This window comes from Ferrimonas marina, assembly GCF_900129905.1.
GTDB classification, from domain to species: Bacteria; Pseudomonadota; Gammaproteobacteria; order Enterobacterales; family Shewanellaceae; genus Ferrimonas; species Ferrimonas marina.
On the sequence record NZ_FQXG01000003.1, the window covers coordinates 378,366 to 400,418 of the forward strand.

The following is a 22,053-nucleotide window of genomic DNA, read 5'->3' on the forward strand; positions in this document are numbered from 1 at the left end:
GTGGCACCAGTGCCCACCGCGGGTCTAAACGGTGTCTCGATGAAGCCCTTTCTTTAGCCGCACTGAGTTGCTAAAGTCGGTCCCGTTAAAACCTGAAGCTGGCACGTTGGTTGTTCGCCGGCAAGGTTGTTCAGGGAGTGGACGTGAGCAATTTAGCGGTAAATTATCTGCAGCAGGCGGGGGAGCACCCGGTGCTGGCAAGTCGCAGTAACCTCTTGAAATACTGCAGTGAGAATACGGTGCCGACGCTGGTGCACCTGGCCAAAGACATTGGCGTGTCGCCGCAGGCGGTGGGCCAGGTCCTGCGTGAGCGGGGCATTCAGTGGATGGATTTGCGCCGGGAGTTGGTGGATGAGAGTGGCATGGTGCTGTTCGAGCGCACCCGTCCATTGGGCGACGACTTTGAGGACGCCATCGCCGGCGGGCTGGACTCCCTCGCTGACTTCTTTGTTGAGCAGGGCTTTGGCTCGACCCTGGATGCGGCGCGTAAGTTGGGGTACTCCAACGAGGAGTTATTGGGCCGTCGCCTGCGCAAGCGGGGGATCCCCTCCAAAGCGCTCAAGCGCAAGGTGCAACTGCTGGCCGGTACCGACAAAGGGGTGGGCTATTTCACCTTGGTGTCGCTTGATCAGATCCGCCAGGATGCGCTGGTTAACCGGGCCGTCAATCTCTCCGGCTTTTGCGAGTCCATGGGCATGGTGCGTTCTTCGGCGATGTCCGGCGCTAAGGAAGCGGGCCTGGACTTTGACCGGGATGTGCTTTGGGCGATCGCCCGGCGGGAACCGATGTTGCTGCCGATCACCTTCGCACGCTTGGCGCCGGTGGATGATGTGATCGCCCATTTTGCTGAACAAGGCGGCGTGACCGGTTTGCGGCGGGCGTTGCAGGCGCAGTGCGGCCAGGCCGACAAGCAGGATTGGTGGTTGAAGAAGTACCTGGGTGGCGAGCGATTCCAGCGCCTGGCGGATGGGTTGTCGGCTGCTCTGGATAGCCCAGAGAGTGGAGTGGAACCGTGAACAAAGACCCGTTATTTGAGTGCAGCAAAATCCGCCAGGCCGCTGCGCAGGCCATGGCCCGAAGTCAGGCCATGGGCAGTGAACAACCCTTGAAGCTCAAAGGCGCATTGCATCGCTCTGCCAGGCGGTTGCCCCGGGGCGAACGGCGCCAGGGTGTTGGCTACCTGATGCCCTTTGTTGAGGACATCACGTTGAGCTTCGCTCCCAGGCGTAAATAACACCGCCTTGAATCCCCCTGGGCCCCGGTCATGTCAATGACTGGGGCCCTTGCATTTGGGGTCGCTATCGGACACCATCATTACAGGGTAAGAACCTAAGGGCGTTAGCCTTTTAGAACCTTGCTAGGTTTGGTGCCGGCCAGAACAGCGTTGACCCACGAAGACTCGATACACCCCGCAATACCCTCATTTTTCACCACCTGTGCGTGGTGTTAAACCGGCCGCTCCACGCATTGGAGGTGTCACCTATGAAGCTATGGCTTCCTGCTGATCGGCTTGACCCGCTGTTCAAGTACATCCGTGCCCAATTGAAAGCCCGGGGCCACACTCAGGGACTGGGCAAGCTCAACAACGCCATTGCCCAGACGTTGGATGGGCGCAACTGGTCTGCCTTAAAGGCCCGTGCTAAGGGTCAGGTTGGTATCACACTTTGTGCACCGGACAGCCCCGATAACAGTCCCACAGAACTGCAAGAGGCCATCGCCTTTGCCATCGAAGCTGCCTGCAATGAGGATGTCGCCGACATCGTCACCCACCCAGTGCATTACGCACGGTTGCGCTTGCAATGTGTAGGTGTAGGGTACGACGACTCCATGTTTGGGGGTTGGTTTGGGACGGATGACTTGAAAGGACACCTGTGCCAGAAGCTTAAAGACCTGGGGCTTGGTAGCTGGTATTTGGACGGTGCTCGATTTTGCACCAACGCCTCTTCGCTGGGAGGGCTGGACCAATCGCTTGAGGGTCTGATGGCCGAGGTGGCACAGACCCGGGAGCCGGCAGTTGTGCGTCATGAGCTCAACTGGGTGGTGGGGGATCACTGCGATACCGTGGGGCTTGGGTCCGACATGCTGTTTCCGCTTGAAACACCACACCAACTCGAGCCCATAGAGGGGGTTTGGGCGATGCCAGGTACTGGGCCCGACGCCGAGGCGACCTATTATTTCGTTGTAGAATCGGTCGAGGTGTGCTCGGAAGACGGCCAGCGGGACGCTGATGGCGGGTACCTAACGCCGTTCGGCACAGTAGAGCTGGCTGACATTGTCGCAAAGTTACGCGAGTACGACTCCGTAGTATTCACAGCACTGGGACGTCCGGCCGATGGCCAGGCGGCTTGGCCGATGTGTCCGGCACTGTCTATAGAGGACGGGGCAATCGTGTTGGAACTGCCGATGATGCAGCAGTTCTTCGCCGGTACCGACTATGAGGACCTGCTGAAGGTCCGCGGCACCATCGAGCACCTGATTGGTTTGTCTAGGCATGTTGCCAGCGAGATGGCGATGGATTTTTGTCTGGCGTGGCCTTATGTGGATGGAAAGGGGGTTCGTTGGGATCATAGTTGCTGGGTAGAGATGTCGGAATTCAGCTTGGATGACAGTATTAGCTTCCGCCGCGGGCTTGATCCTTACGAATGGCTGTTTGAGGAAAGCCTGCCGGAAGGTGCTGAAGCCAAGCGGGTGATCTATGGCGAGCTTGAGCTTGATGGTGCCTTGCTGGGATTGACGGCGGTGGTTGAGGGTAGCCTGGGTGAGCGCTTGTTCGAGTTCCAGGTGTACCCGATGAATCAATCCGTGACTACCGAGCAACTCAAACAGGTGTTGCCATTGCCCTGGGTGCGGACCGGTCACACGGACTACCCGGGGTTCAACATGGTGAGGACCTATGATGGGCTTCCGCTTTACCCGTTGCCGCCTGACGTGATGCGGCCGGCGGCTATCTGGATAGCACCGGTGCGATGGGAGGAGCTGCCAGCGACCTTGTGGGATGAGGAGCTTCCTTTTGCGCCACCAAAAGACTGGGCCCAGAGGCTGTTTGAGGGGATGGGCGTTGATGACAACCTGCTGTTGATGCCGATGTTCCCGGCGCCGGCAGAGTGGTTTGTGGATAGTTTTGATGCCAGTGATCTGCAGCAGCGGATCCAGCGCTGGTGCCCGGACAAGACGATGTTGACCCAAGAGGCGTTGATCGGCATCGCCAGGCATTACCGCATGGAATACCTCCAGGGTGGGTTGGATGCGATCCCGTCGTTTGCGGTGGTCTCTACCAGTGGTGATTTACTGTTTCGTGACAACCACCGGCAGCACTGTCAGGTCTGGAACCCATTGGTGGAGGCTTATGTGGCCGGGGCTTCTGGTGAGGAGGTCGCTACGCCGTCGCCTGAGGACGCAATGGGACGTTGGTTACCAGACCTGCGAAAGGGCGGTGCCAGTAAAGGGGAAATAGCCGCGTGGTTTGGTCTGCCTGAATTCAAACAGCTGTCGGCCAGGGTGCAGACGGCTGATTAGCGGGGAAGCCGTAAATGATGTGCAGGGTTGCCAATGGCAACCCTGTTTCGTTATTGCGGGAGAGTCGCTACGGTTTTTTGGGGGACCCAGTCGCTGGATTGGATGAGCGCTTTCTCCTGGGTGAAGGAGAGGCGATGTTGGCGGCGGCCCGACTGAGTCCCTGTGCCATCGGTTTGATGCCATGCTGCTTAATCGGGTTGCCCTTGATGAAGTCCACCCGGAATGATTTAACCGCGGGGTGCTTGTTCGACGTTGGGTCGAGTAAGTAAGAGACCCGGATCAGGATGCGCAGCAAATCCAGGGCATCGCCGTGCTCGTGGACCCGGTACACCACAGAGTCCTTAACATGGTCGTTGTTCTTCCTATCGGTGATCTTCAGGTCCGCCCAGCCGGTCACGGGTGAGGAATTAAACGCGTAGGCGTGCTTTATGTGAGTGGTGGAATACATTGCCTTCTGTGCTAGCCCTCCCCCTAGGGAGTGGCCGGTTGTGACGTAGGTGAAGCCGGGGTGACTGTCGATATGGCGCTGAAAGATGGCCAGCAGATCGGGGACTTGCTTGTACTGGTTCTTGGTTCGGGGCACATACTTGCTGAGCCAGTGAAAGTTATCAATGAAATCACTGAGGCTGTCTGTGCCGCGGATCGCCAGGGCCAGCAGTTTTTTTTCTTCATGCTTGGCTATGAGGAAACAGACCGGGTTCTTGGTCTGCTGGTTTACAGGCAGGGGGCCTTGATGGAGGATGCTCCAGCCTTGCGGTAAGGGTACCTCGCCATTGCCGTAAACGTGTCCACTCAGCGCGGCCATGTCCGGGAAATGGGCGGTAAAGGGATCTGGCTTGCCTAGGAGGATGTCATTAAGCAGGGAATACTGGGGCCCATGGCTGACCAAGATGTCGTCTTCTTTCTGGGTGTAACGGAAATAGCGCCAGACCGCCAGGACAATGGCCAGCAGGGCAAGGATTAGCACCAGAGTACCCAGGGCCTGCAGAAGCCATCCAAGCACGCAGGTAATCCATCCCAGGCAATCCGCGTGGTTGTGTGCTGTCATGCTGCCTCCCATCCATTGTGAATCCATTGATTACGTTGTCCCTAACCGATATGAAGGGCGGGGACCGATCCGCTGGGAGCCTGTTGGGGCGTGGTAATCTGGGGAGTGTTGGTGGCTCGCATCGTCGTCCATGTTCATTGCGATAGGTGGGTCAATAGTGTGCAGTTTTACGGTGGCTGTAGAGCAGGTTGAGTAGACCGGGGGTGGCCCGGGGCGCCTGCCGCCAGGTCGCTGTGTTTCGGTGATCCGGGCCAGGCCGGATTGCCTGTTTGGGGTGGTGTGGTGCTGGTTCTGGGGAATACGCTGATCCTGATCGGTCAGTTGGTGCGTGTGGTGGCGTCCCGCTTTCGCAATGATCGTCGCTTGCTACAGGGGATGATGGTGTCATCGGCGATCGCCGCTGTCGGCTTTTGGTGTATGGGTACGCCGCTGACAGCATTGACTTCGGTGCTCAGTGGGCTGGGGATCTGGTTGGCAAGTACCCGGTGGAAGGGCGTGTGGGCAATGGCTGCGGTGACCTCGATAAGCTTGGGGCTGTTCGTGGCATCAGATCCTATCCTGGCGGAATGGATGGGCTTTACCTCGGTCGCTGTGTTCTTGCTGGCGGCTCACACGCTAGAGGGTCGGGCGATGAGGTTGGTTACGGCTGGCTCCTACCCGCTCTGGCTGATCTGTTGTGTGGGCGTCGGGAACTGGGTCGGCCTCGGGTTTGGGCTGATAACCATGGTGTCGCTGACGCAGGTGGCGTTGGCGCCACCTGCAGTTGGATTGAACGCTGAGGGCTGAGTTTTACTTGGGTTCTAGCGGCAGGGAGGTGTCCAGCTCCATGTTCACCACCCATGGCACGGTATCGATGGCAAACTGTGGCTCGTGCTTCACGCCGGGTGGGTACAGGTGGCTTCCGTTCACTGTGAGGTTCTTGGTATGCCATTTGTGCCAGAACATGAGTTCCCCGGTGTCCAGCAGGCCTTGAAGGCCTCGCTCAATGGTCTCGACGTCAAAGTAGCAGTGGCGGTCTTCCTGGCCCCCCATCACCACAGGGTTCTTCAGCAGGGCCCAATGAAACAGCAGGCGATGGCCAACATAGAGGTCATTGCCGTGTCGCCACATTGGGGCATTACCAAATCCCGCATCGTGCACCAACTGGCGGTCCTCGTCGGTGACCTGATCTTTGAGTTGTTGCAGTGTCATATTGCTCATAGTGGGGGCTCTTAAGCTGGGTTGGCAGCGCTGGGGGAATCGGTACCGAGGTCACTCCAGCGGTCTAGCAGGGCATTGCAGTCGGTTAGCAACTGTTGGCTGGCATGCAACGGATCGGCAGTAGTGGGGCTGTCGGTGTCTGCGGCCTTATCCAGTGCCTGGATGTGCAGTGCTTCAGCCCGGTCGTACAAATCCATCAGTTCGCGGTACAGCGGCCAGTATTGGTACCGGGCGTGGGCGACCCGGGCGAACACCGGTAGGGCGCACAGCAGAACGCCGCCAGCCAGTGCAAACGGGGACAGTTCCGGCAGGGGGGTCTGGAAAAGCGTCTGGTTCAGCGCCAGCAGCAGCACCAGGATCACCGCGGGGGACAGTTGGAACCAGGTGCGGGTGACCAGATTGCGAACAGGGGCCAGCCGCTCCACCTTGCCTTCAAGGGCTTCAAAGCATTGTCGCAACACCACGTCCTCGGTCATCGTGTGCCTTCCTGTTCTGCTATGGCCAGCTTTCGCATCTCATAGAACGAGTACACCGCCGGGATGTGCACCATCTGGGTATGGGAGTCCGCCAGGTCGACCATGACTCGGACCAGGGCCCCATGTACCTCAATGCGCTCGGGTGTTGGGTGCTGGAGGACCGCCTGCTCTGCTTCGTCGGTGGCGCGCTTGAGATCTTTGATCAGGTTGCTGTAGTCCCGGCACAGCGGATTCCACTGGTGTTCCTCAAACCCTCCATGTACCAGCATGAACGCAAACATGCCAAAGACCAGTAGGATGGTGGTCAGGTGGGACCCGAAGGCCCAGTCGATGGCAGTGCCCAGGATCGTTAAGCTGGCAGTGAAGGCGCACGCGGCAACTTTGCTCTGTAGCAGGTTTCTGAGTTTGCAGGTCTTGATGGCGCGTTGGTGCAACTGTTCAAGCCGGTGGCTAAAGTGGGTGGCGGATTCCATGGGCAGCAATGTTCTCAATGTGATTCAAGCATTGTAGCGACTCGGATCAGTCACGGATAGGGGCAGCAGGGGCTTGACCGTATCCCATGTGCCTTGGCCGAGCGGCGATCACAAAAGGTGCTGGATCATCCGGTACTTTCTCTCCAGCCGGGTTTTCACGTGGCTGCCCAGGTAAAGGGCCTGGGCAAACAGAGTGACGTGGGATTCAGCTTGGATGGCCAGGGCAAACACGCCGGACTTCGTTTTCATGATGGACAGGCATTCCTCGGGTTGATCGGTAATGCGCCGCAGTGAGGCCTGGCGCCTAATGGGTGTGATCCCAATAGAGCGGAGCCACTTCGAGAACTCGATCATCATGACAACGGATTTGCTGGAGATCGAGGCACGAAGTCGCCGTTTAGGCCCGTGCAGGCTAAAGCCGCCGTCAGCGTCAAAGTAGCCGCGATAGAAATGGTGGCGGAGGTCGGCTGCAATAGGCGGGGTGCTGATAGTGGCGCTTTTGTTGGGGGTGAGGCCGTAATCCACCAGGTGACGGAGAATGGCCGGGTTGGCAATGGTCAGCGTGTGACTCTGGGCGCGGTTAGAATGGCAGCGCTGCAGGTCGTAAATGGCACGGTGATCCAGTTCAAAGGCATCGGCAATCTGCTCGAGCATGCCGCGGTCTTTGGAGTAGACGTGGCAAACCCCGGTAGAACGGCAAAGGGTGCCATCACCCCAGATCACGCCAAGAGCCCATGCGGTAGCCGGATTAAGTTCGTTGCCGAGCCGTTGCGGATTGCCACTTTCCACCCTGAGGTGTTTGCCAGAGGTCTGGGCCATCGCTTGCCTTAATGCTTGTTGGTGAGGCCGGATGCTGACGTTATGCCGGGTTAAGACCTCTCTGGCTTTTTTGGTGCTGATCTCAAGACGGCGGGAGACCTCGGCGAGACTGTGTTGCTGGTACAGCGCCACCAACTGCTGCTCATCCTCTGGGGTCAGGGTCGCGCCCTTGGCCTTGGGCATGGGAGAGCCGATGGCTTTGAGTTTGTTCTGAAATTGGCCGGGAGTGATCTCCAATGAGTTGGCGGCCTCGTTAAGGGTAATCTCCTCGTCGAGGATTTGGGCTTGTAATTGCAGCAACCTGGGGGTTTGCTGTTTGAGTTTGTTGGCCATCGCCTCTGCGTGGTTGCGGGTTTCAAAGCCGAGCTGCTGCCAGCGTGCAAGCAGCGCGGGTGCTGACAAGCCAATCAGTTGGCCGCATTCAGCAACCGTCAGGCCCTGGCCGAGGTAGTGCTGCACGTAGCTTTTGATGACGCTGGCGGTACTGGGCCCGTCGACCAGTTTGGCATCACGGGGTGAGCGCCGGGGGATGCCGTACTCGGCCAATAGGCGGTAGACCTTGTTGCGGCTGATCCTCAGTTGGTCTGCAAGTGCTTTAGCGGACAGGCCGTTGTTGCAGTAGAGCAGGATGAGCTGTGCGCGTGTTGGCTTGACCATCGGAACTCCCGCAGAAGTGAGATGCACTGCTGAGGGGGTGTAAGTGTAGCCATTAATATTGCTAAATAGCCGTTTAACATTAATTATGAAGGGTAGGGCGGGGCGCATAGGCCCCGCCGGTGTGGGCTACTGGGATAGTGGAACGAAGTTGTAGACCTTGGCGCCATCGAACAGCCAGGTGTGGGTCTCCGACTCGCCGGTGTCGAGGTTAAGCAGGGTGATTTCCTCGTCGAACACATTGGTGTCCTTGGCGACGAAACTCACCATGGGCGGATTGAGCTGGATTGAGTTTCCTACTTCGCTGTCCCAGGGCCGGGTGTAGACGGTAACAGGCTCAAGCGGGTCGTAGGACTGCTTGGTCAGGAACAGAGTGGATTCAGTATCATGCAGCGCGGAGGTGCAGTAGACGCCGTTATCAGTGATCCGGACGCCTTCAATGCCCACCTCTTGGAACCACGGGAGGTTGTTAGCCTCAGTCGGGGCGCTCCAGTCGCCGGTCTGGGTGTCCCAGATAGCGCAACTCTCGCCAACCACGTAACGGTCAGCATACACACCGACGACCTGGCGGATATCGATGTAGGTCCAGCTAACATCATCCTGCTGGTGCAGGGGCAACAGGGTCTTCTCGCCGTAGGTGCCGTCGGGATTGAGTTCGATGATCCCCATGTCGGGGCCGAACAGTTCCGGGTCGAGGAACAGCGTGGACACGATGGTCTTGCCATTGAGGGTGGCCAGTGCATTGTGGCTGCGCAGTGGGAAGGACCCGGTGATGTTGCCGCTCTCGACCTCGATCACCTTGAGCAACTCATCCACGTAGGTGTATAGGTGGCCATCGAGCAGCACGTTGAACTTACTCTGGTTGGGGCTGACCAGAGCAACGGTTGGAGCGTCTTCGGCGCTGGTGGGCAGGGTGACGTGCCAAAGCGCGTCATGGTGGGTCGGACCGTCCTTGTCTTCGGTCATATACCAGCCAGAGATCAAGGCGCCGTTGGTGTCGTTGCGGTTGCTGTTAGGAAGGTTGATCGGCATTTCAAGATCGAAGTTGGGTCCTTCTTCCAGTTCAAAGGTGCCGTGATCGACGTGCGAAAGCAGATCGACCAAGCGAGCGTGAACGACATCGCAATTGTGCACCTGCTCGATGATGGTTGCTCGGATCAGTAGCCAGCCCTGGCTGAGGTCCCGGATCACCCAGGGATCCATAGCCACCAGGTTGCAGGCGGCGAGGTCTGCCGGGTTGCCATCGGCATCCACGGCGGTGAAGCTGGCCACGATCGGTTCAACCTGGTTGTCCTCGGTGATCCCCACCGCCAGACTACTCTCGTTACTGGCGACATTGGCGGCCTGGGCTGCAGCGGAGTGGGGCAGCATCGCCGTGATGGCCCGCTGGTTGGGCGAGGTCTCAACGTCAACGCGGCCAAAGCCGGCATAGCCGTGAATATTCGATTCGGTCAGGGTCAGGGTGAAGGTCCCAGTGGGTGGAGCAGAGTCGCCGTCCCCACTGCCGCTTTCGGTACCGTCGCCATTGTCGGTACCCTGATCACCGTCACTGTCGTCATTGTCAGTGCCTTGGTCGCCACCAGAACCGGTACCAGTGCCGGATTCAGGGGTAGTCGGGTTGGTCGGAGCCGGCTCGTCACCGCCACCGCCGCCACAGGCAGCGAGTAGCAGTGATAAAAACAGCGCAGCAAAAATATTCTTCATCTTTGTTCCATCCTTGGTGTCTCTTGCGGTTCATCCGCATTCCCTGGTGAGCAAAACTCACCGTGAAGCTCAAAGTTACAATATATGAAAGTATATCGTCAAGGGTGGCGGAGGTGCCGTTGCCAATAGGGTGTGGAATGCTGGGTAATGTCGTTCCGGTGTGTAGTGGTGCGGCAGAAAGCTGGCAAAACAGAGTTCTATCCCTAGGCACTGTGTTGGGTTGTAGAACCCTATCAGGCATACGCTGGTGTTCGTCAGCTAGAGTGGGGGCAGCGGTATAATAGGGGAAGACAATCTCACGGGAAGTACAGTGATGATCGACCTTGAAAGTGCGCGTCAGAGCGCTGAATTGTTGCGTGGCCTGGCGGGCGGCCTCAAGAGAATCCGCAACGCGCTCGATCAGATCGAGCAAACCTTGAAAGATGGCGATGAGAGTTTGCCAATCAGTGTGTATCCAAGTTTGCGCGTTCTGCCAAAAGAAGTTCAATGCTGGAACGCATTGCCGAAAGCGCAAAAAGGTCTACTGGTTGAACGCACAAACGTAGAACAGGGTTCGATTGGTTTGGTTTATCAGGCCTGCAGGGACTTTGAGGATGAATTGAGTTGTGATGAATGGGGCAGCGCCGAACGACTGGAAGGCGCTAGAGAAACGCTGGCAGACTGCGTTTTTGATGCCAGGTTAGTTCTGGACAAGGCCTACGAAACCGTTCTTGGCATTCAGGGCAGTCTTTTTGACCAGTTGGAAACAATGGCTGCTCATCATGGCAAGCAGGCACAAAAGGGCAAGCAATTGGACAAGCAGAGCTGTGCTTGCCTGGGTGCAATGGAGAGGGATCTGGGGTCAGTGCGCCGCGATTTAGGTGCTGAACATCCGGAGCTTGCTGATAGTCTACGAGAGGTAATCGTGGGCCTCCAAAATGAGCATGCAAGGGATTTGCCTGTGCTGGGTGACGTCGTGCGTCATCAGGGCATGGATCAGGAGGGTGTGGCGGAATCTCTGGAGACCCTCATTGTCGCTCAGAGACAGGCCAAGCAAGCTGATCTCCGCCCTGGTCGCTAAACGGCAAGGGACGCTCGAAGGCCTGCCCTCGGGTAGGCCTTTTGTAGTCTAGGTGGTACCGTTGTGGCGTTGACGGTGGCAATGTGCGTGCCGGTTTAAGTCGAGGTAGTGGTTAATGAGGACAAGGCATTATCAAAGCCTGAAGGACGCTGAGGTTGTGACCCGGATGAGCATGATCCAGGACAAGGGCTATGAGTTTGTCGGCCGGGTGCTGGTGCTATGCTTTTACCAGGGTGAGGTATACCAGTTTGTCGTGGTGGTGGAGCAAGAGTTTGAGCGGGCAGTTGATGATCCCGGGCATGTTCGTGTTCTGGCCGAAGCACAATACACACCGGCCAAGAAACATCTGGCGATGGATCCGATGGATCTTAACGCGATGTCCGAGGACATGGTGGCCAACGCCATCAGGACCTGGGCCTGGGAGAAACTAGCGGCTCGGTTGATCGAGGTGTCTTCTACCGGTTAGCCCTTGAGGGTGGGTTATCGCTGGCGCTGATCTGCGGTCTGGGCCATAATGCCGGACCCAGTCTTAGTGAGGTCGAAATCATGAGCAGAAGAGATCCAGAGCCTGCTTGGGCGATTTATCGCGGCGATGACCTGGTCGCGGTGCAGCGCGCCTGCAGTAGCGACGACGCGGTAGAGCGGGCATTTCGGATGATGCGTGGCTCCAAGGGCGTGAACTCGCCGGATGATCTGCGGGCCGTGTTACAGGTGCAGAAGCGACCCGATAACACCATCCGGGCCTGGCTAAAAACCGGTGCAGTGATCTGTGTACTGATATTCCTGGTGGAGTACGCGCTGGGACTTTGGGGGTAAGTGGCGGCCTAAGAGCCGCGGAACTGTGCCCGTAAGGGTGCTTTAAACAACAGAGGTAAACCATGAAGAAGGTAGACCACGGCCGGGGAGCCGTGAAGGACGATGCGCTTGCCGCATTGGTAACGTCAAAGGTGTTCAGGCCCAAGCGAGAAGAGAGTGTTAAGGCCTACAACCGCAAGCAGAAGCACCGCAACCAGTTCAGAGAGCCCTGTCAAAAACGCGAAGTTTTGACAGGGCTCTTTGTTTGGAAGCTTGTCGGCTTGTTGTGGGTGGGCCGATACCGCAGGGGTGTTTGGGCCAGGTGGTAAAATTAAAGCAAGGGTGCCCGAATAGGCACAAGCTACCATTTGGAGTTGGGCGTGACAGTATCGAAGTTGGCGAAGCACCACAAAGCAGTTTATGAGGCGTTGCACAGTGACTTACAGGTATCGAGCGCAGTAAATCGTGCCTTAACCGAAGAGCAGGATGCTTCGCAAGCGCTAGACAATTTCAGGACAAAATCCGCAGAGATGCTGGCTGCGTTCCCGGATGGGGAGTGTGATTTTGCCAAAGGGCATCAGCAGTACGAGGCGAAATTGCGGCACCAGTTGGGTGTGGCCAGGCAAAAGACAAAGCGTTACCCGGCGAATGCTGCTAAGCAATTGGAATCGCCGCGTTACCTAGAGGCTTGCGAGCGACTTCAAAAAGCCGGTGGCGATCCTATTTACACGGCCAGCTGCGAGCTGGAGTTCGATGAGAAAAGTCAGCTCCCTCTGTTTGAAGAGATGCTGGCAAAGGCACTGGACTCAGGGTTGGATGTGGTACAGGCAGCACGTTGGAAAAACCCAAATGCCAGCCCTAAACGAGGACCGTTTGACGTCGTGGAGACACGATACCTGGTTATGCCGCATTGGCATCTAGAGGCTTTTGTAGATGTTAAGAAGGCTTTTGAAGAAGAGCGCAATCTAAGGGGTCTGGGATACACCAAGTTCGGGGTTGTTCTCCCAACTACTTCAATGACTCAAACTGCTGAGAAAATCGGAGCTAGGTACGATGGGGCAGGTTACGACGATGTCTGCATCCCCTTGGGTGGTACCGCTCAATTTCCGTTTGTTGGTAAGCGGAACATTGGAGACAGGATCCGAGATGCCATTGTGCGGATGATCAAGGAAGCCCCTGGGATTCAGAACGACAGGAAGCACCCCAATGCCGGCGCAACCGAGTTCAGGTTTGAAGATGGGCGCGATCCGGTGCGAGTCGAGCCTTACAGTGATATAGAACTGGCGGAAAAACAGTGGGCCCTGGAGGTCAGCAACGAGTCTGCGTTAGGTTGATGGCACTTGAGGAGTAGAGAAATGGTGCACAAGATCATTCAAGCACCCATGCATACCGCGTTGAGGGTGGCCGGTGAGGTCCATAAGGGCAGGCGCCGTCTTAACAAGCTCCCGTCCGAGATTGGGGCTAACGAATCACGCTGGAAGGACTCCGAAGCGAGATATGGGTCCGAATTCTTCACAACCCAGATGCTCCAGGAGAGTGATGCGAGGCTGAGGGCAGAGCTGGAGCAACTCAATGAAGCCGAAGACGGTTGGGAGCAGCAACTAAAGAATGCCGCTGATAGGTACCAGCAGGGAGTGCAGCGCTACGTCGAGGCTGGTGGGCGGGATTATTGCGATGTCATGATGACGGTCGAGGTCCAAGACCATGGTGAGTTTGAGCTTTTTCAGCGGGCTTTAGACAAGGTGCGGAATGTAGTGCAGATTGAGCTGCTACACGGTGGGCGGATCGCTGGTAAAGGACTGTTTGTCATGCTGATGCCACACACATCACTGCAGACCTGCCAGGAAGAGCTGGATATCCATGGGATTACTCCATGTCGAATGTGCAGCGGGCCTGAGATACAAGCCCATTGCCAGTTTTTCCTGCCGCAGACGTCGGGGGGCTGGGATTTGGCCGGCGTAAGGCGGGTTGCGGAACACATCAGGTGGCGACCTGGGAGGGCCATGAAGGACCTCCAGGCAATCGTGGCGCCAACCATTAAGGAAGCAATGCTGCTGGATTCCACATTGGCTCGTGGGCCTGCTGAGGCGATTTCGCAGGCTTTCATGGTGGCACCAGAACACTGTGATAGCCTGTACGGCGAGAAATCAAAGAACGCCATTCCACTGCGTTACTTCGAGGCGGATGCTAATGGCAGTGCAGAGCGGATCACTCCATACAGCGACATGGAGCGATTCGAGAAGCGCCAGCAAAGCACGCTAGAGATGCCAGGTCGATAAGAATGGGTCCAAAGAGCGCCGGCGGTAGCCGGCGCTCTTGTGTCTGGGACTAGCGGTCTGGTCCGGTGAACATCTGGTTACTCACGGCCTTTCGCAGAAAACGTTCAATGGCGTTGCCAAACCAGCTGCGTTCTCCCTCAGGTCGCTGCCAGGGTGAGGACATGTGGACAGTATGGGGCCCGTCCCGCAAACAGACCGCGCGTACAGAGATCTTGTCTCCATCGTTGGTCAGGTTGGCGTGGCGGTCTTTATCCAGAATGATGCTGTATTCCCTGTCAAAAACTACAAATGGCGGACCGGTTACCCCCTGGTGTTCTCGCTGGATATGACAACGGATACTGTTCCAGTTGCTCCGGCTCTGCCGACCTGGCAGATGAACAAAACGAACTCTGACAACTTCAAAGTGACTGGGGAAGTTGAAGTGGAGCCCTAGGGTATGAGCAGCGGCAGTGACAGTGCCGATAGCTTGCGATAATATCGTGATGTTACGAGCGTTGGCCTTTGGCCAGCGCTCTTTGTTGTTGGAGCAGGGAATGCTGGTGGATTTTACAATGCAGTTGGCGGGAGAGACTCCAGCCAGCTTGCAGAAGCGGTTACCGAAGGGCTGCAGGCCGCTTGGGTCGGTGGACCGCATCTCACAACGGATGGCCAGGTTTGTGTGTCTGGGGTTGGTTCAGGAAAAGCCTCAGGAAGAGGCTGTAGATGTCTCGCTCAGGCAGGTGGTTCGTGAACAGCTGGACTGCAAGGTGGTCGACCTGGCTTCGAGGCTGGGGGTGCCGCGCAAGACCCTCTACCGTTGGTGGGCAGAGCACCCTGAGATGATCTTGGCGGCGTTGGCAGGTGTAAGGGTGGTAAACGGCCTAATTGAGCGTGGCGCCATGCACAATAGAGCATGGCACTGAAGTCACCGACACAAGGTGGTGATCTCGTCATGGCTCAGAGCCAGTCGCTGCACCAGCTTTGCCATGATGAACGAGGGAAGTCGGTCGTTGCCGCCGTGATCGCCTAGCACGAACACGCGGCCACCAGGGCGGTGCAGCTTAAGCTCAGAGCCTTTAGCCCGGCTGATGGTCACGCCCATGCTTTCAAGCCTGGAGAGCACCACAGAGCGGCGCAGCTGACGCAGACGCGGCTTGGGCTTGGGTTGTTCTTCTGCTGGCGCCGCCGGTGTCGGCTCATCGGCCTGTACCAGTTCTGGCGCATCAGGTTGTTGGCTGATCAGGTCATCGATGGCGCTGGCCATGTCCAGCTCGTTCATGCTCTTGGGCTCGTCCAGGCGGGTATCTGACTGGCTCGGCAAGCGGCTGTAATGCTCCAGCGCGGCTTGGTGAATGCCAGAGAGCAGGTAGTGGGTAACGCGCAGATCGTCGTGCTCGCTCATGCCAATGTGCGCGGCCCGGCCCCAGTGGCCGTCGATGTAGATCAGCTGGCCGCGGAAATTGAGCGACACGACCATCAGACCGCCCTTTTTGTCCTGCAATGCCTTAAGCGGCGCCAGTTCCTTATCGATGATCACCTGTAGCATGCCGTTAAGTACCGCAAAGCGGAAGCCACAGGCAAACCCGTTGCTTAGCTCGAAGGTGTAGAACTGGTTGATCTGAAGCAGTCGGGCACGCATGGCCTGGATGTCTTCGAACAGCAGGGCGCACTGCTGGCGTAGTTCGTCACTGGTGAGGTCATTGGCGGGGATGAGATCTGCGAAGCCTTGGGCTCGTGCTGCTTGGTCCAGTCCCCAAAGCCGCATGTGGTGCTTGGCAAACTCGACTTCACCGTCGCTGAGTCTGGCCACGTAGTGTATGGCGATCTCGTCAATGCCGTATTGGTTGCCGATCCTAATCTTGCCTTCCGCATAGGCGTGGATGCACCAGAACACCACCAGCTCAGTCATGGCCAGCACGTAGTGGCATAGCAGAGGGTTTTCCTGGGGCCAGGCTTCGATAGGGCGGACGTGGGTTTCGATGAGCTTAGAGAGCTCTTTGGCCGTGGGGTTGCGGCGAAGGCGCTTGATCCAGTGATAGGCGATCTGCTTGGCGATGGCGAGGCCTTCGTCCATCAGTCGCATCTCGGTGGCCGAGCCGGACAGCTCAATGCTTGGGGTGAGTTGGTCGCATCCGGCGTACTCGTTATTGAGCTGGCGTAATTCCTCAAGCCATGCTTCCAGAGGGGCGCGGGCGCTTTTCATCGAGGAGCGTACAGTGCTGGATACCAGGGAGCGGAACTTGTCCTCATCGACATAGGGGACCGGGGTTTCGGACAGTACCGGATACTCCTGTGAGATGAACTGCAGCAGAGGGTCGTCGGGGGCCTTTTCCAGGGCGTAGGCCTGGTTGCTGATGCTCTGCTTGTTGAGTCGGTCAGCCAGTTTGAACAGCTGCTTGCTTGTTTGAGCTTCTGTGGTCATTTCGTCGTTGTAGTTATCTGTTCACAGGGGCTTTAGAGCATGTCCAAAGCTGGCTGCCGGATCAAGGGGGCCAGAGGGCCAACCGCCGGTTGTGTGAGCAAAAACCGGAGGCAGGCCCTGGGTGCAGCTGTTCACGGGGTGTCTGGTTCTTGATCGGGCTGTTGCTCGGGCTTCGGCTCGGTCTGCTGCTGGGTTGCCTGCTGAGGAGCGGGGGTGGGACGCTGCAGGCTGTTGATCCTATCGATTCTGGCGCTGGACGCCCCGGCATACAACAGGCGAAGGCGGTTCCATCGTCCGATTCTGCCGACGTAGATCTCTTCCAAATTCAACTCTTCTCGCGCTTCGTGCTTGGCGTAGGCGGTAAAGGCGCAGTCGAACTGAGCATTGCCGTCGATGATGGAGAGCCATTCCTCGACCAGCATATTCACGTCGTATTTCTGGGGTTGTCGCTGTGCCTTAATGGCCATTTGTCGATATGAGCGGACCTGATTAGATGCCTTGCCGGCTTGCTCGCCGGGCTTCCACACCGCCTGCATGCCTGCGATGATCGCGCCAACAAAGCCTAGGAACACCGCCCACGTGTTATTGATGTGTTCGCTTGTTTGGTTGGAGTCATTTGAAGTATCGCCCTCGGAGCGGTTGGAAGTCTGCGCGGTGTCGGTGTCACCATTCAGTGCATTGTCGTCATCGGTATGTTCGTCGGGCTGGCCATCTTCACCCGGCCTGTGTTGACTGGCCACCTCGGAAGCAGAGGTGCTGTCGAGGGTGATGGTGGCAGCGGTGATCCCGGACAGCGCCGATGAGCTGAGCAGAAAGATGGCGAACGCCAAGGTCTTATCGAAGCGACCGTAATATTTTGCGGCTAAGCGCTCGCGGAACTGGTTGAGGGTCAGCAACAGCACCAGGGTCGAGTGTTCATGAACACTCCAGTTGGCTTCCGGCTCAGGGTTTTGGTCGTTGTTGTCAGTCATAACGGGTTGCCTGGTAGGGGAAAGGGGCAACCCAGAAGTGTGGCGGTCAACCGTCGTCTGGCGATCGCCTTGAGTAGGGTGTGGCGTTGGGCAGCCCATGGTCTGCGCCGTCTGTGCTTACTCTAGCCGGACCTCGGGGGCAGTGAGGTAGCCGAGCTTGTCAGTCCAAATCCGCGCTGCCCAGTCCTTAGAGAAGCTCTGTAAGAGATCAGGCTCAGTGTCAGCGGCGGATTCTGCAAGGTCCACGGTGCCTTCAAGGAAGATTTCGACGGCGCCGGAGTCAATCAGCCGGTTCACTGTAGGTAGAAGCTCGTCGGGGCTGTTGATGCAGCACTCTTCATCCGCAAGTTCGACCGCAGGTGTCCCGTTGGGGGTGTAGCCACTCAGCCACGCAGTGCGGGGGGTAGCAACTTGCTCAGGCCAACTCTTGGCGTGGGCGCTGGCGGCCCCATTGCCCTGATTGGTGAGGGCTTGGTATTTGTCAGGTGGCAATGGATCGGTCTGGCCCCAGCTAAGAACCGGTGGGTTCAGGGATCCGTGCTGGTGGCAAAAGTCCTGCCAGCGTCGGTTGGACTCTGCTTGGCTGGCCACCGGAGCTCCGGCGGTGCCGTTATCGTTTTTCAGCAGCAGGTAAAGCTTGCCGTCGGTGAGCATTACCTCAGCCGACAGGGGAGTGTCTCCGTCAGAGACCGCAGCGTATCCGTGCAGCATGTCCGTATATCCTTCACTCAATCAACATATACTATTGTATATTAATGCGACAAAAAGTCAACTGGCAGAGCAAGTTTTGCATCGTCTCTGCCGGTGGTATTTTGCGCTGTAGGGGCGGTGAAGGCAACCCACCCCCTAACCGTCAGGCTGTGCTTCATTCTCGAAGTTGACGGTGGCCGCGGCGACCTGGGCTTGCAGTGCCGCTTTGTCGGGTTTGTACTGGCTGGCAAGCCGGAGTAGCCCGTGGCAGTAGTCACGCACCGCGTGCTCACTGTCTTGCAGTTTAGGCGCATAGTCTGCCATCCCTAGGGCAAAGCGCTCGGCGAGGTCCTCGTCCGGCTCGTAGTCAGACTCATCGGCATCAAGGCTGACATAGTGCATTGCGTTGATCAGCATGTCGGAGACCAATTCAGGCACCGACTTTTGCTCTGCGTCGGAGCAGTGCTTGAGCGAGGTAAGGACGTTACGTGCCCCGCAGGTTGGGATGGCCTTGAGTGCTTTGGGGTAACCGAGCGGCCATGCCTTGATGGCAGGATTCGGCACTGGCTTCCCCAGTCCCTCAATGGTCGTGTGGAGCAACTGGGTCAATGTTGTGATATTCATGACGCTTCCTTACATCTATAGTTCAACCTTGATATATAAAAGTATATCAATATGTGTGTTTGCATTCAAGGGTTTGCGGCGCCGGATCCCCATCCGGCGCCGCACTTTGGTTGGCTATTCCTCCCGGTATAGGCGTTGAGCCACCCGTTCTGTCGCTTTGTAATTGGCCCCGTGCAACCGTGCTTGCTGACGCCAGCGAGCCTGCTCCGATAAGCGATAGCAATAGGGCGCAGGGACGGCCTTTTCCATTCCTTTGAGGGCCCATAGTAGGGGCGCATTGACCAGACGGTGTAACCAGCGCTTGCGTTTGATCGTGTCTTTTAGCGCCGCAGCCACGATAGTACTGAGGGTGCCCAGTCCGTGGTTCGTGATTTTAATGGCCGTTCGAAAGTCCAGATTGTCGTACAGCGGGTGGGGGCGGTGAACAGCAGTGAAGATGGCCCGCCCGTCTAGTACCTGGTGGGCTGCAATGAAGTGACGGTACGCCTTCAGGTGGGGGCCAAACCCTTTTGTATTTCTAATGACCGGGATGTCGAAATAGCGTTCGCGCAGCCCCTCCCATTGGCTAGCAGAGGTGATTTCTACCAAGTCACTGCTTAGGTGCTGGGTGACATCGAGCGGTTTAAAGGCAGTGGCTTCGGACATCTGCTTGCCGATCACGGCCAGTCGTTCTGGCTTGTGTTGGTGGCGCACCGCCAGTTCCAGCAAGGTGGTGGGGGAGAGCATGTTATTGGTGCTCAGCGCAAGCAGCACGGGGCTCCACTGGACTACTTTGAGCAGCGCTAACCAGTGCTCGTTCATGTCGGACAATGATCGCGTCATTAACTGTTCATGGGTGTCAGGGTGGCGATGGAAGAACTCGAACAGAGTCTGGCACTGGTACTCACTCAGCCCCTGTGGATAGGCATCGAGTTGCAGTAGGTCCACACCGGGGTGTGAAGTTAGATCAAGCTCTCCCCAGGGGGATAGGGAAGATGGGGCAAACTGGCCGGACTGCATTCGGGTGGCCAAGGGTCTCACTCCCTCTTCGAGTTGCTCAATGGGGGTCAGCCACAGGCGGGCAGCCTTCCCGGTCATGGCCCGGACCACGCGGTGGACCAGCGGGTTGTTGCCAGCCGGATGGAAGTAGGCATAAGTGCAGTTGCCAAGCATCAGTGTATTCAATTTATCTTTCCAATGCTGGCCGATGACCTTGGGGTACACCATCACCATCTCATCGAAGCCGATCGTGGCGGTCTGCCAGTGCCAGTGGCTGCGAAGCAGTGCTTGCTGTTCTGGGTTGAGTGCGTCCAAGGTCCCGCGTCGGACCGTATCGCCCAACTGGTCGGGGAATACCAGGTAAACACCATCGTCACGCTGATCAAGGGTCTCTTGATGTTGGCTCAACCGCTGTGTGTAGGCATGAAAGCTGCTGAACTCACGGCACATGGCATCGCTGCGTAGGTCGTCGTGGGCCCGGTGGGCATACTCAAAGCTGGATTCCTCAAACGGCTGGGCCTTAAGTGCAAGGTAGGTCTTGCGAGCGGCATGGGCGAACGCTAACTGGTCGAATTGCTGGTTGAGATCCAGTGAAACAGCATCGCCGAATCGGTGGGCTTTTTTGATCAGGCGAATGGCGGTCCGAACCGGGGTACGCAGGTTCAGGGCCTCAAGGCGTCGGTGTTGAAGAAAGGCGAGGAATTCGGGGTGTGGCACCAATTGGGGGCCATTCTCGGTAACTTTTAGTGCCACCATGCAGGCGTTGATGTCAAAGCTGGTGATGATGGCTTCGGCAGGGTCGGTCACCTTGTGGTTGCAGTCGAGCTCGATGAGGTTGAGGATGCCGATGCTGGAACTGTTCAAGGTGCGGCGGATGAGCCGCTCGGAGCTTACCAGACAGGGGATCCCGTAGGGGTGAATGTGGTAATTCGCGATCTGGCTGTTCGCCTCAACCACGGTGGTGGCATCGTTATGGGCTTCTTCTCGAAGTCTATCTGCGCTTTCAGGCCCGTTGTCGATGGGTGGCTTGTCCTTGACCGTATTGACGTTAAAGCAGTCGATGTCCCCGTAATCAGTGCAAAGGTCGAGCTTAAGCAGGTGGAACACCGCCGCGGCAACGGCGCTGCCTGCCAGCACGGCTCCATTGCTCAGGCGGTCTGTCAGGATGGGGTGATGTTTGCCTGTGGCGTCAATGAGCATCTCCAGTGCAGCGGAGGCCAGTGCCGGTTGGGACAGTTCCTGTTCGAAGTTACGCATGGTCCTCTCCTTACGCTGCTTCATCGTGATCGGTTGAGTTGTTCTCAAGGCTCGCCTCGGCCACGTTTTCCGCCATCGAGTCGGCGCAATAGCCCGCAGCGATGGGGCAGTCGAAGGTTTGGGTGCGAAGTAGCTCAGAGGACATACCCTCACCTAGGGTGTAACCGGCCAGAAATCCCCGGCCTTTCGGGAGGCGAAGCACAATCCCTTGTGCAGTTTGGTGGGAATCGCGGTCACAAAACCAGCCTGTGTGCGTAATGCTGGCGCCGGGGACTTCATGGGCCCAGTCCCAGCGCAGACCTGGGGCGAAATCGGATTCCAAATAGAAGCCCATGGTCTCGTGGGTGGGGCGCATATCGAACCGGTAGGGGCCGGTGCAACGGCCATTGGCGTAACCTTTTGTCTTCAAGTTGCGGAAGAGGTCCAGTCGCTGGGCTAGGGTCCCATGGGAGATGCGAAGGGTGCGGGGCAGGGTGAAGCCGGCAAAAGTATTCATGCGTTTTCCTTAACGTCATTGGCAGGTGGGGCCTGCCGTTAAACAGTGGTTTGTCGCTATGCCCTAAAGCTCAAGGGCGGCCGCCGGTCTGGCGGCCTTGTTGGGAGTGCAGAGCGCTAATCCTCGGACTCTTCGGTCAGGCAGAGGGCCTGAAATTGCAGCATCAGGTCCGCGCCGCAGTCGTCGCACTTGGCCAGCTGACCGGCCAAGGCGGGATTACGGGGCTCATGCCAGTCAGCGGCATCGACGGTGCCCCAGCAATCACTGCCGCATTTGGGGCAGGTCAGGTTGGTGCGAGGAGCAACCTGCTCGACATAATCTTGGACTTCGTCCAGATGACGTCGCAAATGGCCCTCACTAAGGCCAGTTTGTTCACTCAGGGCAGCCCATTGTTCTTTGTCCAGAGTGACGGTGGTGGCCAGGGCAGTCAGTAACTGCGGCCAGACGGTAAGCAGTTGCTCGCGCATACGTTCGTTCATATTCACTCCATGTGTTTTAACACCAACGCCACCATAATATACTTTTGTATATAAAAAGCAATACATGAGGTTTGTTCAGTGAAAGTTAAATCCCTTGCGCAATATACGAAAGTATATTACTATAAGGGTGTTG

Annotated in this window: 22 protein-coding genes; 9 read left to right on the plus strand and 13 right to left on the minus strand. The window is 57.5% G+C overall.

All coding sequences use genetic code 11. The annotated features are described in order from the left end of the window. Positions 1-143: 143 nt before the first annotated feature. Both BUC04_RS09020 and BUC04_RS09030 read left to right on the plus strand, forming a co-directional pair. Positions 144-1,016 (plus strand): hypothetical protein, encoded by an 873-nt coding sequence (locus tag BUC04_RS09020; RefSeq protein ID WP_067655556.1) that lies wholly within the window; start codon positions 144-146, stop codon positions 1,014-1,016. 466 nt (positions 1,017-1,482) lie between these two features. Further along, the gene (locus tag BUC04_RS09030) at positions 1,483-3,516 is read left to right on the plus strand and encodes a hypothetical protein (RefSeq protein WP_067655550.1); all 2,034 of its coding nucleotides are present in this window, start codon (positions 1,483-1,485) and stop codon (positions 3,514-3,516) included. Between the two features lie 67 nt (positions 3,517-3,583). Here the strand turns inward: BUC04_RS09030 and BUC04_RS09035 are convergent, their stop codons facing one another. Next, positions 3,584-4,564, minus strand: coding sequence for a Tle-like phospholipase domain-containing protein (locus tag BUC04_RS09035; RefSeq protein ID WP_159437678.1), 981 nt, complete (start codon positions 4,562-4,564; stop codon positions 3,584-3,586). 279 nt (positions 4,565-4,843) lie between these two features. Here BUC04_RS09035 and BUC04_RS09040 point away from each other — a divergent pair, with 279 nt between their 5' ends. Continuing rightward, on the plus strand, positions 4,844-5,350 hold the full coding sequence (locus tag BUC04_RS09040; protein ID WP_159437679.1) for a YgjV family protein: 507 nt from the start codon (positions 4,844-4,846) through the stop codon (positions 5,348-5,350). Between the two features lie 3 nt (positions 5,351-5,353). Here the strand turns inward: BUC04_RS09040 and BUC04_RS09045 are convergent, their stop codons facing one another. The 5 genes from BUC04_RS09045 to BUC04_RS09065 all read right to left on the minus strand — a co-directional run bounded on the left by BUC04_RS09045 (position 5,354) and on the right by BUC04_RS09065 (position 9,890). After that, complete coding sequence (locus tag BUC04_RS09045; protein WP_067655540.1) at positions 5,354-5,764, minus strand: hypothetical protein; 411 nt, start codon at positions 5,762-5,764, stop codon at positions 5,354-5,356. 11 nt (positions 5,765-5,775) lie between these two features. After that, positions 5,776-6,240 carry a hypothetical protein gene (locus BUC04_RS09050; protein ID WP_067655537.1) on the minus strand — a complete coding sequence of 155 codons (465 nt, stop codon included), beginning with the start codon at positions 6,238-6,240 and terminating at the stop codon, positions 5,776-5,778. Then, a complete protein-coding gene (locus tag BUC04_RS09055) occupies positions 6,237-6,713 on the minus strand; it encodes a hypothetical protein (protein WP_067655534.1) in 477 nt (158 codons plus the stop codon). The genes BUC04_RS09050 and BUC04_RS09055 overlap by 4 nt, the downstream gene beginning before the upstream one ends. 108 nt (positions 6,714-6,821) lie before the next feature. Next, positions 6,822-8,297: a helix-turn-helix domain-containing protein gene (locus BUC04_RS09060; RefSeq protein WP_143165631.1), complete on the minus strand. Its 1,476-nt coding sequence runs from the start codon at positions 8,295-8,297 to the stop codon at positions 6,822-6,824. An 18-nt stretch (positions 8,298-8,315) separates the two neighbouring features. Next, entirely contained in the window at positions 8,316-9,890 is a 1,575-nt protein-coding gene (locus BUC04_RS09065) for a hypothetical protein (protein WP_067655528.1), read from the minus strand. Between the two features lie 313 nt (positions 9,891-10,203). Between BUC04_RS09065 and BUC04_RS09070 the strand changes: the two genes are divergently transcribed. From BUC04_RS09070 to BUC04_RS09095, 6 genes are all read left to right on the plus strand, one after another. Beyond that, positions 10,204-10,950, plus strand: a complete 747-nt coding sequence (locus BUC04_RS09070; RefSeq protein WP_067655526.1) for a hypothetical protein — start codon at positions 10,204-10,206, stop codon at positions 10,948-10,950. A gap of 115 nt (positions 10,951-11,065) precedes the next feature. After that, positions 11,066-11,416: a hypothetical protein gene (locus BUC04_RS09075; protein WP_143165632.1), complete on the plus strand. Its 351-nt coding sequence runs from the start codon at positions 11,066-11,068 to the stop codon at positions 11,414-11,416. An 80-nt stretch (positions 11,417-11,496) separates the two neighbouring features. Then, a complete protein-coding gene (locus tag BUC04_RS09080; protein WP_067655521.1) occupies positions 11,497-11,766 on the plus strand; it encodes a hypothetical protein in 270 nt (89 codons plus the stop codon). Between the two features lie 62 nt (positions 11,767-11,828). Continuing rightward, on the plus strand, positions 11,829-12,074 hold the full coding sequence (gene arfA, locus BUC04_RS09085; protein ID WP_067655518.1) for an alternative ribosome rescue factor ArfA: 246 nt from the start codon (positions 11,829-11,831) through the stop codon (positions 12,072-12,074). Positions 12,075-12,125: 51 nt separating this feature from the next. Beyond that, positions 12,126-13,079, plus strand: coding sequence for a hypothetical protein (locus tag BUC04_RS09090; protein ID WP_067655515.1), 954 nt, complete (start codon positions 12,126-12,128; stop codon positions 13,077-13,079). 21 nt (positions 13,080-13,100) lie between these two features. Further along, positions 13,101-14,024 carry a hypothetical protein gene (locus tag BUC04_RS09095; RefSeq protein WP_067655512.1) on the plus strand — a complete coding sequence of 308 codons (924 nt, stop codon included), beginning with the start codon at positions 13,101-13,103 and terminating at the stop codon, positions 14,022-14,024. A 904-nt stretch (positions 14,025-14,928) separates the two neighbouring features. On the opposite strand, the gene BUC04_RS09110 is transcribed toward BUC04_RS09095, so the two are convergent. The 7 genes from BUC04_RS09110 to BUC04_RS09140 all read right to left on the minus strand — a co-directional run bounded on the left by BUC04_RS09110 (position 14,929) and on the right by BUC04_RS09140 (position 21,920). Next, entirely contained in the window at positions 14,929-16,425 is a 1,497-nt protein-coding gene (locus BUC04_RS09110) for a hypothetical protein (protein ID WP_067655503.1), read from the minus strand. Positions 16,426-16,556: 131 nt separating this feature from the next. Next, positions 16,557-17,396, minus strand: a complete 840-nt coding sequence (locus BUC04_RS09115) for a hypothetical protein (protein WP_067655500.1) — start codon at positions 17,394-17,396, stop codon at positions 16,557-16,559. A gap of 117 nt (positions 17,397-17,513) precedes the next feature. Then, complete coding sequence (locus tag BUC04_RS09120; protein ID WP_067655497.1) at positions 17,514-18,107, minus strand: hypothetical protein; 594 nt, start codon at positions 18,105-18,107, stop codon at positions 17,514-17,516. Between the two features lie 135 nt (positions 18,108-18,242). Further along, positions 18,243-18,710 carry a hypothetical protein gene (locus tag BUC04_RS09125; RefSeq protein WP_067655494.1) on the minus strand — a complete coding sequence of 156 codons (468 nt, stop codon included), beginning with the start codon at positions 18,708-18,710 and terminating at the stop codon, positions 18,243-18,245. Between the two features lie 114 nt (positions 18,711-18,824). After that, complete coding sequence (locus BUC04_RS09130) at positions 18,825-20,945, minus strand: hypothetical protein (protein ID WP_067655491.1); 2,121 nt, start codon at positions 20,943-20,945, stop codon at positions 18,825-18,827. A 10-nt stretch (positions 20,946-20,955) separates the two neighbouring features. Beyond that, positions 20,956-21,441: a hypothetical protein gene (locus BUC04_RS09135; RefSeq protein ID WP_067655489.1), complete on the minus strand. Its 486-nt coding sequence runs from the start codon at positions 21,439-21,441 to the stop codon at positions 20,956-20,958. Between the two features lie 116 nt (positions 21,442-21,557). Further along, complete coding sequence (locus tag BUC04_RS09140) at positions 21,558-21,920, minus strand: hypothetical protein (RefSeq protein WP_067655486.1); 363 nt, start codon at positions 21,918-21,920, stop codon at positions 21,558-21,560. Positions 21,921-22,053 lie beyond the last annotated feature (133 nt).